This window comes from Methanobrevibacter arboriphilus JCM 13429 = DSM 1125 (assembly GCF_002072215.1).
In the GTDB taxonomy this organism is placed as follows: domain Archaea; phylum Methanobacteriota; class Methanobacteria; order Methanobacteriales; family Methanobacteriaceae; genus Methanobinarius; species Methanobinarius arboriphilicus.
Genome location: NZ_JXMW01000003.1, coordinates 224756 through 243475, shown reverse-complemented (window position 1 = coordinate 243475; position 18720 = coordinate 224756). Strand labels below are relative to the sequence as shown.

Sequence of the window (18720 nt, the reverse complement as noted above, 5' to 3'; positions counted from 1 at the left end):
GGAGTATATGAAAACTAATCTAAGAATTAAATATATAAGGTTATATACGAACATCTAATAAATATATTATTAAATAGAAAAAAAATATTATTTTTTTAAGAGATAAACATAATATGAAAAAATTTATAGTAATAATTGGAATAGCAATTTTAATAATAGCTATAGCAACTGGAGCATAGTTGCTAATACCACAACACATTTACAGAAGAAAATATACAAGTTGAAATACCTTCCGATATTAACTTTAATATAAATAAAAGTACAGTTGGGATATTCAGTAGTATAATTTATAATAGTACAGATGGAAAACAGGAGTAAGTGTTATAAAGTTATTCAAATTGTATTAATGGGACAATTGCATATGGAAGCTTAAAAAGAATAACTCTTATGAATTTAAACAAATATAGATTAGATAGCACAAAACATATGCAATGCTTCGAGCTCCAAATTTAGAAACTTTAATGCACATGGCCAAAACATTTAAAATAAGATAACCATATTAACCATTTTTAAAACACTGAATATTAGATAAAAAAAATTTTTTAATTAATTTTTTTATATAATAATTATTTTTTACCCTCTCTTTTTAATAAATTCAAGAAACTCTTTATAATCAACATTCATTAATGAAGAAACATTTTCTTCAACTTTTGCTAATCTTTTTTCACTCTATATTTGCTTTTTATTAAGAATTCCATTCTATTTTTTCAAATTAATATTTTCTCCTGCAATATTACTAATTATCTTATTTTTTTCAGTTAATTCATTTTGTAGTTATTTTTCTAAAAGTTAAGAAATTTCTAAGAATATTACCTAAATATTACCAATTATTATAAAAAAAATCATTTAAATACCTGCATAACTAAGAATTAAGTAAAAAAACTTATATAAAAGGTAATACAAACTTATATCCGATATGAAAAATATTTCACAATTGACATATTTTTTTAAAAAAAAAGTAGGAATGATTATATGAATAAAAATAATAAAATAATAATTTTAATTATTGTTATAATAGCAGCAATTGCTATTGCAGGATTATATGTAAGTGGGACACTTACAAGTGGTGGTTCAAATGAAGAAGGAAGCATTGATGTACTAGTTGGTGCAGGTTTTAGTAAAGTTGGTGCAGATCTTATCAGTGAATTTAATAAAAAATATCCTAATATAAAAGTAAATGCCAAATACGGAGGTAGTGGAGAGTTATTTGCTACTCTCGAAACACAAAAAAGTGGTGATGTTTTTTTACCTGCTGATTACAAATATATGGAAGATGCTATGAACAATGGTTATATGGAAAATAATACTGTTAAAAATATAACTAAAAATGTTCCTGTGATTGTTGTTCAAAAAGGAAATCCTAAAAACATCACATCACTTGAAGATTTAGCAAAGCCTGGTGTTAAAGTAGGTGTTGGTGAAGCAGATGGTCCAGCTATTGGTAAAACCACTCAAAAAATACTTGAAAAAAATAATTTAACTGATTCAGTCCAGTCCAATGTAGTAGTTACAACAACCACTGTTAATCAGCTACTCACATATATAGTAACTGGACAAGTCGATGCAACCATAATTTGGGAAGATATGACTGTTTGGAAAGAAGGCGATGGGAAAATAGAAGTTATAGAAATACCGGATGATGAAAATATAGAGAGTACTGTTCCTATTGGAATAACTTCATTTGTAAAAGATAAATCAGCAGCAGACAAATTTGAAGAGTTTGTTACCTCAGAAGAAGGTAAACAAATATGGAAAGAATGGGGATTTGAAATATAGGTAAATAATTATCTATGATAACTAATTAATCTATCTTAAATCCTTTTTTATTTTTTAAATATTTTATATTTTTAAATATTCTAATAATATTCTAATATCTAATAATATTTAATATTATATAACAAAATATTCTAATATTCATAATATATTGAGTAAATTGTAAAAAGATGGTAAAAAATGCGATCGAAATTTGAATTGACATTTATAGGGTTAACTGTATTTATAACAATAATATTTTTTGTAGTTATTGGGAGTATGTTCCTAATACCAACATTTCAAGGGTTCGTAGATGCATTATTCTCAGAAGAAATGATTTTTGCAATTTCTCTAACTTTAACTACTTCTATAGTGTCCGCCATATTAGTTATGGTTTGTTGTATTCCTATGGCATATACACTAAGTAGATATGAATTTCCTTTAAAAGGATTTTTCAATATTATTATTGATTTACCTATGGCATTTCCAGAAATTGTTATAGGAATAGCTCTTTTAATGTTTTTAGGGTCAAATGGTATTGGATCATATCTTGAAAATGCTGGAATTGAACTTGTATTTAATAGTACTGGTATAATCATTGCACAGTTTTTTGTTGCACTTCCTTATGCAGTAAGGACTTTATACTCAACTTTCAATTATATAGATCCAAGATATGAATTTGTTTCAAGGAGTCTTGGATATAGTGAGATTGCTACTTTTATTAATGTTACTTTACCTATGTCTAAAAATGGACTTTTTGCAAGTAGTATTATAACGCTTGCTAGATGTATCGGAACTTTCGCTTCTGTATTGTTTGTTGGAGGAGGTATATTAATGAAAACAGAGACTCTTGCTGTTTCAATGTATCTTAATTTATCAACAGGAGATATAGATATGGCAATTACAGCAGGAATACTATTAGTTCTTATATCATTCATAACAATAGCAGTGATGGAAAGATATGCAAAAGAAAGTAATTTATAATTACTAGTAATTATTACCTATATTATTATTCTGTGATATCATGTATTTAGAAATAAAAAATTTAACTGTAGATTTAGGAGATTTTATATTAAAAAATATAAATTTTAGTATCCATGAAGGAGAATATGTAATACTCATTGGACCTACAGGAAGTGGAAAATCCGTCCTATTAGAAACTATTATTGGTTTTTATTCTCCAAATAAAGGTGAAATTAAGTTAAATGGTAATATAATTAATAATTTACATCCCGAAGATAGAGGAATAGGAATAGTATATCAAGACAATATTCTATTTCCGAATATGGATGTTTATGAAAATATTGCTTATGGAGCTAAAAAAAAGTTTTCAGATGAAGAAATTGATGAAAAAATAAAGGATATAGCTAAAAAGATGAAAATCTCCCATATACTTCATCGTGACATAAATACATTAAGTGGAGGGGAAGCACAGAGAACATCCCTTGCAAGAGCACTTATTGTAGAGCCAAAAATAATACTGATGGATGAACCTTTTAGTGCACTTGATATTACAACACAAGGAAAATTAACTTCGATGATTAAACACATAGTGAAGGACTATAAAACAACAGTCATTCACATAACACATAATTTTAATGAAGTCTGGAATTTAGCAGATCGAGTTGGTGTGATGAAAGATGGAAAAGTTCAGCAATTGGCCTCTGTCCATGAAGTATTTTCCAAACCAGAAAACAATTTTGTTGCTGATTTTGTAGGAGTTCGCAATATATTTGAAGGAAAAGTTGTTGATGCAGACTCAGAAAAAATAATTGTAAAATTAGATAGTGGTTCATTAATTACTAGTTCAGACACAGAATGTACTGGAAAGATAAAAGAAAAAGGAATAGAGAAAATTTTAATTGCTGTTCGCCCAGAAAACATTATATTTTCTAATGAAAAATTTGAATCATCAGCTAAAAACCAGCTGAAAGGAAAAATTGTAGATATTAAAGAAACAGGGCCAACTGTTTTAGTTAGTGTTGATGTGGGAGGAGATATATTTAGAGGACTTTTAACAAAGAGTTCTGCTGATGTTTTAAAAGTTAAGTTAAATAAAGAAATTTATATAAGTTTTAAATCATTGAATGTTACAATACTAGACAAATATAACTATAAAAAGATTAAAAATTAAAATATATAAGATATAGGATAAAATAGAATTAGATTAAACAAAAAAAAATAATAAAGAAAGTTAATAAACAAAAAAGTTAATAAAAAAGATTAATAAGCAAAGTTTAATAAACAAAGAAAGTTAATAAGCGAAGAAGGTTAATAAATAAAGAGAGTAATAAAAAGAGTAAATTAATTAAATATAATTATTAAATATCTACATATCACATTTATCAATTATAATTACTATTTTTTCATCTTTATTTTGTGGTATATGAATAACTTCAATCAACTCTTCTTTAACTTCTTCAAGATCTACCTCAACAGTAGAGGTAAACGTATCTTCAGAAACATGAATAACAACTTTTAAACCACTTTTACCATTATACTCAGAAGTATCAATATTTAAAACTTCCCCTGGAGTGAAAACCCTGTTATAAGAAAGTTCTAATATGTCATAAATCTGAACATTTTCTTTAATATACTCAATAGCTTTATCACAGTCCATTTCAAATTCTGTTGTATTCATAATCTCACCCACATATATCATTTATTAATCTTCAATAACAATAATAGTCTCTTTTTCACCACTAATATGACCTATTTCTAATAAATCATCTTTAATGTCATTTAAATTAACTCTAACAACATCACTAACAAGTTCTCCATTTAAATGTAAAGAAACAATGACGTTTTCTTCCCCAAATTCTTCTTCAACTTGTATGTTTAAGACATCTCCTGGAGCATAAACTCTATTATAAGATAATTCTAACACATCTTCTTCTTTTACATTCAATTTAACATATTCTAAAGCTTCATCAGGCTTTAAAACAATTTCTTCTTTCATAAATATCACTTAATCCAGATTGGATAATTGATAAAATAATTTTTATCAGTCATTAACATCTAAAAATTGTTGATTTATATAAATCTACTAAATTAATAAATTTAACTAATTAATTATTTATCATCTCAACTATTTAATCATATTAATTATTTTTGATCAAATTAATTATTTGATCCTATTAATTATTGACTCTATTAATTTTAATATCATATTTTTAAAATATCATATCTAAATCTATATAATATAATATGTTTTAATTATTTTAATAATTATTCTAATAACTATTTTAAATTTTCTAATTTTAGATTTTACAGGATAATTTTTTAGAATAAGATTCTAAAAATGATAATAAATATAAAAATATCATATTAAAATTAATATATCTCCTTAATTGCAATTAATAAATATTAATAAATAAAAAAAAAATAAAAAAAATAAAAAAGAAAGTTGGTTAAATTAGAGCAAATGTCTATTTTTTTCTGCAGCTAAATAGAGACTTCCTTTACCATTTCTAGCAATATCCCCAGTAAACTTTATATAATTTCCTGAAAAAGATTTTCCAGCAATGGTTGGATTTTTAACAACTTCTTCTTGTTCAAAACCTTCAAGGAATCTTGAAAGAGTTCCATTGATAACAATATCCCCATTTTGCATTTGACCACCAGGCCATCTAGTGACATCACCATCAATTTGAATAAGACCTTTGTTCATGTGAATACCGGCGAGAATATCACAGTTACCTTTAACATGTATTTCCCCACCAGTTAAACATTCACCTAACTGCTTTCCAGCGTTACCATGAATAGTAATGATTCCTCCAGTCATACCTCTCCAATCACCTATATAAGAAGCACCACAGAATTCTTTTACATTACCAATGATTTCTAGATTTCCACCAGTCATTTCCCTGCCAGCATAACTTTCAGCATCACCATTAACAAGTATGCTACCTCCAGCCATTTCAGCACCACAGTGAAGATCTACACTACTGTTAGCAATAACTTGACCATCAGTCATCTTAGCACCAATATACTTAACTCTACCCAAATCTCCATTAAGAACCATTTTAACTTGAGCAGGAGAATCAGCTTCTCCTTCCACTTCTACATCAAAGTAATCAGAAAGTGGAAATCTGGAATTCCCAATAGGCACCATATATTTATCAAAATCAGATTTATCCCAACCATAAATTTCATCAGGAATTAATTCATCAAATTCAAGTGCTATTGAAGAAGTCTTTTTTTGATTAAAAGTTATAGTTTTCAAATTAAACACCTCTAGTTCCTATTTGCCTGCTTGGACATTAACCTCAATTGGGTTATGCACATAATGATCATGTACCACATAATTTTCAAATTTAATAGTATAGTACTTATCAAATACTGGCATGATTTTTTCCATAAGTGCATTTTCTTTCTCTTCAATACCTTTAACATTAGTCCAGATAGTTTGACTTTCTTTAGTAGAAACAATATCTCCATTTTGAACAATAATTTGACCATCTTTAACAGTTAAATTAGCATTACCAAATGCATGTTCAATAGTTTCATACTCTTTAGAAGGATCAATATCATTAGGGTTAATATCATATACAGCTACATCAGCTCTAGCTCCAACACCTAAATGACCTCTATCAGTAAATCCATAAGCTTTAGCAGGAGCAGCTCTTGAAATAGTAGCAATTTCATTAAAGTCATACTCACGATCTAAAGTTGCAAGAACTGATTTTCTTCCAACAGCCTTATGAACTTCACCATTTTCAATCATTTCAGTTCTGCGTTTATTACTCATCAACCAAGAAATAACTCTAGGATATCTTATGAAAGGACCAGCATTAGGACTGTCAGTAGTTAACATGACTTGCCATGGATTATCAACCATTAAAAACATTTCAAGACCAATAGCCCATTGTACAGAGTGTACACTGTTTCTTCCAGAATAAATAAATGGAACAATACCCGCAGCTGTTTCAAGTTCAATATCTTTGTTAGCCCATTTAAGCCCATTTAATTGATGAAGATCAAATTCCATAGGAGCATCTGCTGTCATGGTAGTGGTTTCATCTAAAGTGATTTGACCAACATCACAAGTAACATAATCATTTTTATTAATGAATTTTGCCACATCTTCAGCACCAGATTCAAAATCTCTCCAGTTAGTTCCAGCATAAGAGTGATATTGAATATGAGTCATGTGAACAGTTTGATCTCTTACAGGAGAATTTTTGGATATATCTTTTATAAGATCCATAGTGTCTATTGTAGTATTATAATTACCTGGATGGCCTAAATCATTAGGGTGGAGATGAATTGAATGTGGAAGTCCTAACTTTTCATTAGCTTCTGCTAATGCATGGATAACTTCACGAGAAGTAACATCCCAATAAGGAACAGGGTCATCTAACCCATGTACATTCATACCCCAACCCCAAGCTTCACTACCACCAGGGTTTACTATTTTAACTCCATAACCTCTTGTGATTTTTAACCACTTTGAAATAAAAGTAGCTAAATCATCAATATTATTTTCTTTTGCATATTCTAATACAAACCAGTTATTACCAAATAATGATAATGCTGGAATATCAAGATTAGGAATTGCTAAAATCTCTTCATGAGTGTGTTTTGCTTCCAAAGGAGGCATAGCTGCTTCCACAACAGTTCCATACCCCATTCTAGAATATCTATAACCAGTTGTCGGACAACTTGGTATAGAAAATCCAGTCTCTGCACGAGTAGTAGCTGTTTTAGGTTTAATCCCTTTTCTTGAATCTTCAGGCCTATATAATCTTCCTACAACTAATTTTGGCCCAGCAATATGAGAATGAGGATCAACACCAGCAGCCATTACAACTTTATCAGTTGCATCTAACACTTTAGCATCAGAAGAGACGCTGTCAACAATTTTACCATCTTTAAACATTACGTCTTTCTTTTCCCCATCTACTTTATTAGTAGGATCATAAACGATACCATTTTTAATTATGTATTCCATTAGATCACCTATTTATTTACTAGCTATCTGTGAGCCTTTAATTTTCTGAACTCTTTCATGGAGTTCTCTAACAATCCATTCGTCGTCCCTACAAGTTTCAGGTTTATCAATAGCCTTTTTCATGTAAATTGGAACACCATCCATCCTATAACTAGTTCCAGCAGCTTCTACACCAATGAAAGAACCTGGTAAAACAATATCAGCAATTTCTGTGGAAGGACCCCAATGAATATCAATTTGTATAACAGGAATATTAGCTAAGTGTCTGTTAGCCCCACCAGGGAAGTGAGCTCCAGGATCAGCAGCTATTACCATAAATACATCTGGTTCTTCTCTTGTTAACAAATCAATAGTGTTAGTTTCACCATTCATATATCTTGGATAACCTCTTGAAAAGTCAACACCGTATGGGAATCCCATTTCAAATGCCATGAAAATATTAAATCCATTAACGTTAAAGTGTCCTCTCATAGGTACTAAATTCCATTTAGTAAACTTGTTTAAATCTTGAATTAAATTAATTGCAATATCAATATTTCTTTGTTTAGACAAAGTATGAGTTAATCCTAAACCAAAGAAAAGAGAACCATATTGAGTAGTTTTCATAGCTTCAACAAGATCTTCAATATCTTCCTTAGGTATTCCAGATATTACATCTTTTTTAAGTTTTTTACCTCTTAAAACTGCCCTCATAGCATTATAAAATTCATAATCACCATTTTGTTCAAATCCTACCCATATATCAGACATTTTTGCAGTATCTGTATATCTTGGATCCATAGTAACAATAGTCTTATCAAATCGACCTCTTTTTCTAAAGTATCCTCTAGGGAAAGCAGAATATCTTCCCAAATGTCTTGGGTGAGAATTCATTGCATTGTTTCCAGAATAAACAATCATATCAGCCCTATTTTTAACTTCTCCCAAAGTGTTAACAGGATATCCTGCATTTTGAACAGCTTGAAGAGAAGGCCCGTGACAAATAGTAGCTTGATTATCTAAAACTGCGCCTACGAGTTCTCCTAGTCTAATACCATGCTTCATGGTTTCAACAGATGTTTCACTCCAACCATAAAATACTGGTCTTACAGATCCAGCAATAAGTTCTGCAGCTTTATCTAATGCAGTGTCCCAGTCAGTCTCAACAAGATCTCCTTCTTCATTACGAATCATAGGGACTAATAATCTTTGATCCATATCTTCCATAACTTTACTTGCACCTAAACGACAAGCATGTCTTACACCCACAACATGTCCATCTTTAATCAAATAGGTCAAATCATCACAATTACAACCACAGAAAGCACAAGTACAATTTTCAACTATTTCATCATAGTCTGTAATTGGTTCTTCATATGCCATATTTACATCTCCTATCTATTCTTCTGGCTTGGTTATACCTACATTAATCTTTTTTTCAGTTAAACGATTAGTAGATTTTTCAGCATCTTTATCATATTTCATATAAACTTCTGCCATTAAATCAGCCATAAGTAACGGTTCTTTATCAGTTTTTTCAATGGTTGCTTCAACTCCTTTGTAAGTAGGGTCACAACAGCAGTAAGTCTCAGGACTTACAATAACATTTGCCCATGGCCCTTTACAAATAAAGATTTGACCTTCATGAGGAGCATCTCTTGAATGAGCTGTAAAAACTACAACTTCTCCCCAGTCAGTTTTTACTAAAGCAGTGTCCCAATTTTTGACACCTAATCTTGCCATATCTCTAGGATCCATATAAGCAGTACCAGAAGCATGCCTATATTCATCTTTTAAGGTAGAACCTCTCTTTTTACATGCTCCTTGATAAATATCAGACCCAGTATTTAACATAACTTCAAGTTTATTTCTTTTAGTTGCCATAGGTTCATCATATTTAACAACATTTGGAACAGGTGGTTTTTCAATATATGTCATAATTTAGCACCTCTATTCTAAAAATATGGCGTCAACAGGACAGAACATCTGACAAGTTCCACACTTGGTACATTTGTCATCACTGAAAAGCTTAATAACACCATTTTCAACCATCATTATTACTTCTTCTGTTCTAGATCCATGCCCTCCAGCAACATCGTTACTGATTGAAACATTAACTGGGCATGCAACTACACATACACCACATCCAAGGCAGTTATCTTGATTTACTTTAAGTTCCATATAATCACCAAATAATTAAATAGCTTATTATTATAGTATTAAATACTATTATTAGCTATTAGTTTTTTAAAGCCTCAAATTTCTCTATCCAAGATTTAGATTTAGTTGGAGTGTGATCAACATTAGTAATTTTAACATCAATAGCATCAACAGGACATGCTCTTTCACATGCACCACAATGTATACAATATTGCTCATCTTTGTTGATATTATTAACTACAGTAGCTGGTCCAGGAGACTCAGGGAATGATAAAACGTCACAAGGACAAACATCGATACAAGTTCCACAGACAGTACATTTGTCTTGATCTATATCTAAAGTTCCTTCATACTGTTTTTTAACTTTAGCAGCATCAACAGGACAAATTTCTTCACACCAACCACATTTTACACAAAGTTCATCATCAATAAAAGAACTTCCAGTAGTTACAGCATCTGCTGGATCTATATCATATTCTCCATAAGAACAAATCCTACAAGCTGCTTTAATTGCATTTACAGGACATGATTTCTTACAAATTAAACAATATACACATTTATCTTTGTTAATTTCAATATTTTCAGCACCAGGAGTTCTATCTACATCTATAGCATCAGCTGGGCACATTTCATCACATATTCCACAATGGATACAAGTTTCCTCATCAACTTCTATTTCACCAGTAACTAAATCAGATCTTTCTGGTAAAGACCTAGCTATAGTTATAGCCTCTCTAGGACATGCAACTTCACATCTTTGACAATAAATACAAGTATCATCGTCAATTTCAGCAGATGCAATATAATGAGGATATGCATCAATAGTAGAAATAGGTTCATTATCTATAGTGAAATCCAATGCATTTACTGGACATAACCCACTACACATACCACAAAGAACACATTTATCTTTATCAATGTCGATTTTAGAAACATCTACTTCTTCTCTTACAATAGGACCCATATCATCAACAGTTATAGCATCTACTGGACAAGTAGATTCGCATATCCCACAGCCGATACAAATATGATCTTTGAAAGATAAATTCCTTACTTCTTCTGCTGATCTTTTAATGTCAAAGCCTTCATCTTTAACTTCTTTCGTATTCGCGATCATTTTTTACCTCCAAAATTTTTATAGAATTTGTTGGACATCCTTCTTCACAAAGAAGACACCCACAACAGTAAATGGAGTCTATCTGAGCTTTCAAAGAGTCTAAACTGACTGCCTTCATTAAGCACAAATCTACACATAATCCACACCCAATACATGAATCTGAAACTTCTGCATGATAATCCCCATTCTTACAAATTAAAGCAATTTTACGGGTTTTTTGTTCATCTTTAAACAATGTCTGTGTCATAATTAAAAAATCTTTAGGACACATATTTGTTATAGTCTTAGCTACCTCGATAGAATTCCATGATAAATTTCGACCGTTAAGATAATGTGAAACAGTTGAACGATCAATATCAAGTTCGTCTGCAATCATTTGCTGATTAAAACCTTGTTTTTTCAGCTCAATTGCAGCTAAGTATTTAAGACCAGAAGCAATATGATTTGGCATGTTCTCTCACCATGTGTATTATATACACATTTAATTTCTATTAATATAAAGATGCCTACTAGAATCATGCCGAAAAATTTATATAGTAGTGTGTAGAATCAACACATTTAAAATTTTTAAAAAATGTTAAAAATTAGTATAAAAATATTTAAAGCTATTTATAAGATTATTTATTTAAAATAATATATTATATTAATTTTAAAATAAGTAAAAAGACTAATATCACTTAAAATTAAAATAAAAGAATTATTAAAAAATTCAAATTTCTATCAAAAATTGGTAAAATTAGGGGTTCCAAAATCATTATTTTGAAAATTTTAATATATAAATAAAAATCAAAAAATACTAAAAACTAAAACCAAAAATACTAAAAATAAATACCTAAAAATAATAAAAATAAGATAATAAAAATTAAAGTAAAAATAAATAAAAACAAGTAATAAAAATGAATGCATAAAATATGAAATTAAAATTGAATATGAAATTAGAATAAAGTACTTAAAAATATTTAATAGAAATTTTATTAATAAAAGAATATATTAATAAAAAATAAAAGAATATAAAAAATAAATTATAAATAAAAAGTTTTATAATTAAAAATTTTATAATTAAAAGTTTATAATTAAAAAATCTATTCATTATTATTAATATAATAAGGTTCTCTATTACTTATTCCCTCTAAAAAGATTTTTCGAAGCCTATCTTCAGAAGCTCCCTCTCTTAAAGGAGTGATTATATCAATAAGATTATCATTTCTAAGTAAACAAGGTTTAATTTTTCCTTCAGGAGTTATTCTAAGTCTAGTGCAATTTTCACAAAATTTAGTGTTATCCATTGGTCTAACAACTTCAATTTCACCATCATCAATAAAGTATTTTTTCCTATCCTGCATAAATTTACGAGTTCTGACTTTTTTTGCCATTTTTGCTAATTTTTTTTCTATTAAACCAACATCAAAATGATATTCTTCACTAAAAGCATTATCATCACAGTTTTCAGATTTCATAAGTTCAATTAACTGAAGAACAAGTCCATTTTCTTTTGCAAATTCAAACATTTCCATAACTTCATTATCATTAATATTCTTCATCACAACCATGTTTAACTTAACTGGGTTTAATCCTGCCTCAACAGCTTTTAAAACACCTTTTTTTGCTTCTTTAAGATAATTTTTTGTTGTAATTTTTTTATAAGTTTCAGGATCAAGAGTATCAAAGCTAACATTAACTCTAGTTAGACCTGCATTAAAAAGATCCTCAGCATATTTAGCTAACAAAATTCCATTAGTAGTTATAGATATATCTTTAAAATTTAAAGAAGCAGTTTTCTCAATAATTTCAACAATATCCTTTCTAATAAGTGGTTCACCACCAGAAAACCTTATTTTTTCAACGCCCAATGTTTTAGCTATTTTTAAAATCTGAAAAATTTCATCAGAAGTCATCTCATTACTTGAAGGCATCATCCCATCATGATGACAGTATAAACAATTTATATTACACCTATTAGTTATAGAAAGTCTAAGAGAAATTATTGGACGATTGTATCTATCTTCAACTTTTTTTGAAAGATTTTTTAAAGAATTATTATCAAAATTATCCTCTAAAAAAGGAGATAGTCTCTCTTCGATATTATTTTTTGTTTCCATTGTTAATCACAAGTTCCACTTTGTCAAAGTCTTTTATCCCATATTCTTCAGTTTTGAGAGAATTTAACATTCCAAGGATACTATTTTTCATGAAACTACTTACAAAAGAGTTCACACCAATTACTTTTTCATTAATAGAAAGAAGAACCTCAACATCTTCAACTTCAAGTTCTTTCAACTGCTTTTGAATTTCCTTCTTTTCATTTTCTTCTTTATTTTCTTCTTTATTCTCTTTTATATTCTCTTTTTCATTATCTTTTCTTTCCTGAGATTGACTTATTATAGCTTTTCCAATGGATTCAGCATCATTAAGACCACAATTATCAATGTATAATGTATCTAAAATATCATAACTATAATTTTCAATTAGATCAACAAGTTTTGGTATTTCAGAATCTTTAATATTTAATGCATCCACATTCTTTAATGTAAATTCATCATTAATTTCCTTTGATGTTGAAATTTTTGCATAATTATAATTTTTGAATCCTTCAACCACAACAAAATCCGGCTCATCAATCAGCTTTATCAAAAATAGAAGTCTCTCTAAAGACAAATCTTTATTTATGTTAAAAAAAGTTCGACTACCTATCCCAACAACTGTTTCAGAACCAGCCTCTTTATGTTTCCATGTATCAGTATTTTCCCGATCCATTTCAAGCATATGATGAGAATGTTTGATGGTAGCAACTTTAAAACTCCTTTTTCTCAATTCTTTTATTATTTTAACAGTTAATGAAGTTTTACCAGTATCTTTCTTACCCACAACAGAAATTATTTTAATTTTAACACTCCCCAACACTATAAAACAATCAAAAATACATTAAAAATTTATTTTAAAAATCTACATACAAATAATCATATATAAACAAATATTATAAATATTAATTCTAAAATTATACTAAATAACAAGTAAATATATTAAATAATAATAAAAATATTACTTATAAAGTAAAAATATTAATCATAAATTTTTTAATTATATTATAAATAGTTTGTATTTTCATCAATATTAAATTTATCATAATAACATTATATTAAAAAACAATAATACCATTAACAATACTACTAATGTTAACAACAATAGTAATAATACTAATATTAATAATAATACTAATAATATTAACAATACAATTACTAATAATACTAATAGTAATACTAATAGTAATACTAATAGTAATACTAATAATAATATTATTAGCAATATAATTAATATGTAATGAGTTTAAGTCTACTTTTTAATATAATATTTAAGATTACTAAAAAAAAGAAGAAAAATAAAAAAGATATTGATAAACTCTAACGATGAAATATGGATTAATCAGATGAGCGATTCTTAATATATATTAAAGAGGGTACATAATTTCAATATCTTAAATTTATTTTCTTCTATAAAAATTTTTAGTAAATAAAGGTTTTTAATAAATAAAATTTTTTAATAAATAAAGGATTTTAGTAAAATAAAGGCTTTAAATAAAGATTTTAATAAAAATAGATAATAATATAAATTTTTCTCGCCATTAAATCTATAAATATTATCTATCATATTCCTTTAAATTTGGTTTACTAAAATTCCTTTAAATTTAATTTACTGTCTTTAGAGTTTAGTCTCTTAGTCCTTTATCCTGATAATATGTTAATGGAGATACAACACCTTCATCTTCTACACCACGGTAGTAATCGAAAATTTCTTGGATTTTTGAATTTACAGTATCCCACACTTTAGCTACAGGAATTTCAGAAGGACAAACCTCCTCACATTGTCCACAATTAGTACATGAATCAACCATATGCACCATTCTTTCTAAATGAAACATTGGTGCGGCTGGAATTAAAGCTTTAGTAAGCCAATCCGGACCATTAGATTCTAATGAACATTCAGGGCAATAACAAATTGGACAAGCCTCACGACATCCATAACATTTCATACATCGAGAGAATTCATCTTGGTATTCAGCAAAAACTTCTAAAATATCTCCTTTAATATCGCCATAAGCAAATTCTTTAGACTTATTAGCTAAATTAACCATAGATTGATTAATTTTGCCTCTAATTTCTATACCTTTAGGATTAGCTTCTTCAATATTTACAACACCTGCAGAAATAGCTTTATCAAGAACATCTGCACCTTTATCTGAAAATACCTCTACAAAAGTTGCTTTTCCAGCTAATGGACCAATAACTCCCCAATTACCTAAAGCCATGTCAGCCATTTGAGGAATGTTGACTTCACATCTTTGACAATTGGTTCTCCTACCTAATCCATCTTCTTCAAGTTCATCAATACTAAAGGATTTTTCATCATTTTCTGTTTCGATAATAAGTTTTCCTTTAGCTATTTCTTCTTTAACAACTTCATCAGGATCCATTTCATATACTTCTTCAATCATTTCACGAGTTTTAACTGGAGGCATAGTTCCTCCACAATTAACACCAACCATGATTAAATTATCTTCTATTACTCTTCCTTTTTTTATAAGTTCTCTTATAGTCATTGCATCACATGGTTTACATGTAACAGCAACTTTAATATCCTTTACACCATCAAGATACTTTTCAACAACTTTCGCGATATTTAAAGTACCACAATGAAGAGAACCAGCAGATTTAGCTATATCTTTAGGATCATTAATTAAAATAGGTACAGCATCATAAAGATCAGCACCTTTTTCAACAGCCAAAACTGCATCAACAATACCATTTTCAAGCATATATTTCATCAATGTAGTTACAGCACCACCGTATTCACCTTTTTTAGCTAAATCATCAGCAGCAGACCACATATAACACATATCATTAACTTTTACTGACATTTTAAATCACTTCCTTAATAACTTACCCTTAAAAACTTAAATTTACTCCATCTTTTCGACAACAGCTGCACATACTTTTAACTCTGCCATTTTAGATTTAGGGTCAAGTTCTTTAGAAGTAGTCAACATATTAGCTGCACATTCTGCAAAGTGCATAGGTATGTTAATTTCACCTTCTTTTATATCATCAGTTACTCTTGCAGGAATTTCAATTTCTCCCCTTCTAGATTTAACCTTAACAAGTTCTCTATTCAAGATACCAAGCTTTTTAGCATCATTGGTGTGAATTTCAACATAACCTGTTGGTAATTCATTATCAAGTGTCTTACACCTTCTTGTCATACTAGCATGATAATGGAAAAGAGTTCTTGTTGTAGTTAATATTAGAGGATAATTGTCATCTGGAAGTTCAGATGGACCTATATATTCTGCAGGCTCAAATACTCCCATTCCATCAGGATGAGCAAAAGTATTAACATGCATTAAACCAGTACCAGGATGATTTTCATCAGGACATGGCCAATGTAGTGCTTCTGGACGTTCTAAACGTTCTCTATTCATGCCTTTATATTGAGGAGTAATTTCTCGCATTTCATCGAAAATTTCTTCTGCATTATTATATGTGAATTGTTTTGGGTCAGCTCCCATTTTAACAGCTATCTCTTTCATGATCTCCCAATCAACTTTAGCTTCACCAGGCGGGTTAACAGCTTTTCGTACAAGTTGAACTCTTCTTTCACCATTAGTAAAGGTTCCTTCTTGTTCACCCCAACCTGCAGCTGGAAGTACAACATCTGCATATTTACCAGTTTCAGACATGAAAATATCCTGAACAACTAAAAAGTCAAGATTTTCCATAGCTTCAATAACATGATTAGTATCTGGATCTGAAAGTACAGGATCTTCACCAGTTATATACATTGCTTTAATATCACCTGCAGCTGCCGCATGAATCATTTCAACAACAGTGAGTCCTGGAGCACAATCATTCAAAGTACAAGTCCAATTTTGCTCTATAAGACGTGTAGCATCTACATCAACAACTTTTTGATAACCTGGATAATCAGTTGGAAGTGCACCCATATCACAAGCACCTTGTACATTGTTTTGTCCTCTAAGTGGGTTTACACCAGTACCATTTCTACCAATATTACCAGTAAGCATTGCTAAATTAGCTGTTGACATTACATTATCAGCACCATGCCTATGTTCAGTAATACCTAATGAATAGACAATAGCAGCCTTATCAGCTTTTGCATATAACATTGTAGCTTCTACAAGTTTTTCAACATTTACTTCAGCAATTTCAGCAGCCTTTTTAAGATCATATTTACTTACAATTTCTTTCAATCTTTGATAGTTTTTAGTTCTGTTTTTGATGAAATCATCATCTTGTAAGCCTTCATCTATAATGATCTTCATCATAGCATTTAATAATGCAACATCTCCACCAGATCTAAATTCCATGTAAATATCTGCAAGTTTTGCAGTTGGAGTAAATCTTGGATCAGCAACAATAATTTTTGCACCATTTTTCTTAGCTCTTATGACTCTTCTACCAAACAGTGGATGTGCTTCCATATTATTAGAACCAATTATAAAAACAACATCTGCTTCTTCAATACTTTTGAAATCATTAGTCATAGCACCAGAACCAAAAGTCCTAGCTAAACCTGCTACAGTAGGTCCATGACAAATACGAGCACAATGATCAACATTGTGAGTTCCTATTACCTTACGTGCAAATTTTTGAGTAATATAAATATTTTCATTTGGTGATCTTGCACAAGCTAAAAATCCAATGTTGTCAGGATTTTCACTTTTAATTTCTCCTAATTTTTTTGCAACAAGATCAGTTGCCTCTTCCCAACTAGCTTCTTTAAATTCACCATTTGGTTGTTTTATAAGTGGTTTAGTCAATCTATCTTCCCTATGAATAAATTCATGAGAAAACATTCCTTTTGGACATAACTTTCCTTCATTTACTGGATGTCTTTTCCATGGTTCTACACCAACAACTTTTTCATCGACTACAACGAGATTAAGTCCACAACCAGTTCCACAATATGGGCATATTGTAGGGACATATTTCATTTCAACCATTTAATACTCTCCTTAAATGACTTATATAATAATTCAATATACTAATCGTCTAATCGTAATAAACTCAATATTAATCTTTAAATTCACTATTTATTCTTAAACTCAATATTAATCTTTAAATTCAACATCAAATCAGACAATACTCAATATTAATCTTTAAATTCAACATCAAATCAGATAATATTAAATATTAATTCAAATTATAAGTCTAAGAATATGAGATTATATTTAGTATATCGCTCTTAATTAATATATTATTCTATTATTTTATTTAATATTTGATAAATTTAAAATTTCATCAATTTAAAAAGAAAACTCCCAAATATAGAGTAATATAAGCATTATTAGATAAAATACAAATGTAACATTAAATTTAATATTAATAATATTAATTATTATTAAAAATCATATAAGTATTATAATAATATTAACTATAATTAACAATCATACTAGTATTTCATTAATAATCATACTAGTATTATAAAATTTGATATTATATTAATTATCATTAATAATACATGAAATAATACATATGAGCATTATAATAATATTAATTATTATTAATAAAGATATATTAGTATCACCATAATATTATTAAAATTAAAATTAGTATTACATATAAATACTAATCATACATAACATAATAATAATGATATAATAATAACATAACAATACTGATTTTACAACAATACTGTTTAAATAGTGAATACTATTAATGGCACTTGTATTAATAAAGCTTTTTGA

General features: G+C 28.8%; 16 protein-coding genes. 3 read left to right on the top strand and 13 right to left on the bottom strand.

Annotation, left to right across the window (positions count from 1 at the left end; genetic code table 11):
* Nucleotides 1–972: 972 nt before the first annotated feature.
* The 3 genes from modA (at nt 973) to MBBAR_RS02685 (ending at nt 3886) form a co-directional block, all read left to right on the top strand.
* Nucleotides 973–1776 carry a molybdate ABC transporter substrate-binding protein gene (modA, locus tag MBBAR_RS02695; protein WP_080459741.1) on the top strand — a complete coding sequence of 268 codons (804 nt, stop codon included), beginning with the start codon at nt 973–975 and terminating at the stop codon, nt 1774–1776.
* A 177-nt stretch (nt 1777–1953) separates the two neighbouring features.
* Complete coding sequence (locus MBBAR_RS02690) at nt 1954–2736, top strand: ABC transporter permease (RefSeq protein WP_080459740.1); 783 nt, start codon at nt 1954–1956, stop codon at nt 2734–2736.
* A gap of 40 nt (nt 2737–2776) precedes the next feature.
* Nucleotides 2777–3886 carry an ATP-binding cassette domain-containing protein gene (locus MBBAR_RS02685; protein WP_249025013.1) on the top strand — a complete coding sequence of 370 codons (1110 nt, stop codon included), beginning with the start codon at nt 2777–2779 and terminating at the stop codon, nt 3884–3886.
* Between the two features lie 195 nt (nt 3887–4081).
* Here MBBAR_RS02685 and MBBAR_RS02680 read toward each other — a convergent pair whose 3' ends face one another.
* From MBBAR_RS02680 to fdhF, 13 genes are all read right to left on the bottom strand, one after another.
* Nucleotides 4082–4393, bottom strand: a complete 312-nt coding sequence (locus tag MBBAR_RS02680; protein WP_080459738.1) for a DUF2097 domain-containing protein — start codon at nt 4391–4393, stop codon at nt 4082–4084.
* Nucleotides 4394–4417: 24 nt separating this feature from the next.
* A complete protein-coding gene (locus MBBAR_RS02675; RefSeq protein ID WP_080459737.1) occupies nt 4418–4711 on the bottom strand; it encodes a DUF2097 domain-containing protein in 294 nt (97 codons plus the stop codon).
* A gap of 456 nt (nt 4712–5167) precedes the next feature.
* On the bottom strand, nt 5168–5986 hold the full coding sequence (locus MBBAR_RS02670; protein ID WP_080459736.1) for a formylmethanofuran dehydrogenase subunit C: 819 nt from the start codon (nt 5984–5986) through the stop codon (nt 5168–5170).
* Between the two features lie 9 nt (nt 5987–5995).
* Nucleotides 5996–7705: a formylmethanofuran dehydrogenase subunit A gene (locus MBBAR_RS02665; protein ID WP_080459735.1), complete on the bottom strand. Its 1710-nt coding sequence runs from the start codon at nt 7703–7705 to the stop codon at nt 5996–5998.
* A 12-nt stretch (nt 7706–7717) separates the two neighbouring features.
* The gene (locus MBBAR_RS02660) at nt 7718–9067 is read right to left on the bottom strand and encodes a formylmethanofuran dehydrogenase subunit B (protein ID WP_080459734.1); all 1350 of its coding nucleotides are present in this window, start codon (nt 9065–9067) and stop codon (nt 7718–7720) included.
* A 15-nt stretch (nt 9068–9082) separates the two neighbouring features.
* Nucleotides 9083–9622, bottom strand: coding sequence for a molybdopterin dinucleotide binding domain-containing protein (locus MBBAR_RS02655; RefSeq protein WP_080459733.1), 540 nt, complete (start codon nt 9620–9622; stop codon nt 9083–9085).
* A 12-nt stretch (nt 9623–9634) separates the two neighbouring features.
* Complete coding sequence (locus MBBAR_RS02650; protein WP_042702921.1) at nt 9635–9865, bottom strand: 4Fe-4S dicluster domain-containing protein; 231 nt, start codon at nt 9863–9865, stop codon at nt 9635–9637.
* A 58-nt stretch (nt 9866–9923) separates the two neighbouring features.
* Complete coding sequence (fwdF, locus tag MBBAR_RS02645) at nt 9924–10961, bottom strand: tungsten-dependent formylmethanofuran dehydrogenase subunit FwdF (RefSeq protein WP_080459732.1); 1038 nt, start codon at nt 10959–10961, stop codon at nt 9924–9926.
* Nucleotides 10936–11412, bottom strand: coding sequence for a 4Fe-4S dicluster domain-containing protein (locus MBBAR_RS02640; protein ID WP_054835137.1), 477 nt, complete (start codon nt 11410–11412; stop codon nt 10936–10938). Before MBBAR_RS02640 ends, fwdF begins: the two co-directional genes overlap by 26 nt.
* 631 nt (nt 11413–12043) lie before the next feature.
* Nucleotides 12044–13060, bottom strand: coding sequence for a GTP 3',8-cyclase MoaA (gene moaA, locus MBBAR_RS02635; protein ID WP_080459731.1), 1017 nt, complete (start codon nt 13058–13060; stop codon nt 12044–12046).
* Nucleotides 13044–13859, bottom strand: coding sequence for a molybdopterin-guanine dinucleotide biosynthesis protein B (gene mobB / locus MBBAR_RS02630; RefSeq protein WP_249025012.1), 816 nt, complete (start codon nt 13857–13859; stop codon nt 13044–13046). Before mobB ends, moaA begins: the two co-directional genes overlap by 17 nt.
* Nucleotides 13860–14664: 805 nt before the next feature.
* Nucleotides 14665–15873, bottom strand: coding sequence for a Coenzyme F420 hydrogenase/dehydrogenase, beta subunit C-terminal domain (locus MBBAR_RS02620; RefSeq protein WP_080459729.1), 1209 nt, complete (start codon nt 15871–15873; stop codon nt 14665–14667).
* A gap of 42 nt (nt 15874–15915) precedes the next feature.
* The gene (gene fdhF, locus MBBAR_RS02615; protein ID WP_080459728.1) at nt 15916–17976 is read right to left on the bottom strand and encodes a formate dehydrogenase subunit alpha; all 2061 of its coding nucleotides are present in this window, start codon (nt 17974–17976) and stop codon (nt 15916–15918) included.
* Nucleotides 17977–18720 lie beyond the last annotated feature (744 nt).

Bases quoted from the DNA above. Each gene is read 5' to 3' on its own strand.
- MBBAR_RS02620 (WP_080459729.1), bottom strand. From the start codon at position 15,873: ATGTCAGTAAAAGTTAATGATATGTGTTATATGTGGTCTGCTGCTGAT.
- fwdF (WP_080459732.1), bottom strand. From the start codon at position 10,961: ATGATCGCGAATACGAAAGAAGTTAAAGATGAAGGCTTTGACATTAAA.
- MBBAR_RS02655 (WP_080459733.1), bottom strand. From the start codon at position 9,622: ATGACATATATTGAAAAACCACCTGTTCCAAATGTTGTTAAATATGAT.
- MBBAR_RS02690 (WP_080459740.1), top strand. From the start codon at position 1,954: ATGCGATCGAAATTTGAATTGACATTTATAGGGTTAACTGTATTTATA.
- moaA (WP_080459731.1), bottom strand. From the start codon at position 13,060: ATGGAAACAAAAAATAATATCGAAGAGAGACTATCTCCTTTTTTAGAG.
- MBBAR_RS02640 (WP_054835137.1), bottom strand. From the start codon at position 11,412: ATGCCAAATCATATTGCTTCTGGTCTTAAATACTTAGCTGCAATTGAG.
- modA (WP_080459741.1), top strand. From the start codon at position 973: ATGAATAAAAATAATAAAATAATAATTTTAATTATTGTTATAATAGCA.
- MBBAR_RS02660 (WP_080459734.1), bottom strand. From the start codon at position 9,067: ATGGCATATGAAGAACCAATTACAGACTATGATGAAATAGTTGAAAAT.
- MBBAR_RS02685 (WP_249025013.1), top strand. From the start codon at position 2,777: ATGTATTTAGAAATAAAAAATTTAACTGTAGATTTAGGAGATTTTATA.
- MBBAR_RS02675 (WP_080459737.1), bottom strand. From the start codon at position 4,711: ATGAAAGAAGAAATTGTTTTAAAGCCTGATGAAGCTTTAGAATATGTT.
- fdhF (WP_080459728.1), bottom strand. From the start codon at position 17,976: ATGGTTGAAATGAAATATGTCCCTACAATATGCCCATATTGTGGAACT.
- MBBAR_RS02680 (WP_080459738.1), bottom strand. From the start codon at position 4,393: ATGAATACAACAGAATTTGAAATGGACTGTGATAAAGCTATTGAGTAT.
- MBBAR_RS02650 (WP_042702921.1), bottom strand. From the start codon at position 9,865: ATGGAACTTAAAGTAAATCAAGATAACTGCCTTGGATGTGGTGTATGT.
- MBBAR_RS02665 (WP_080459735.1), bottom strand. From the start codon at position 7,705: ATGGAATACATAATTAAAAATGGTATCGTTTATGATCCTACTAATAAA.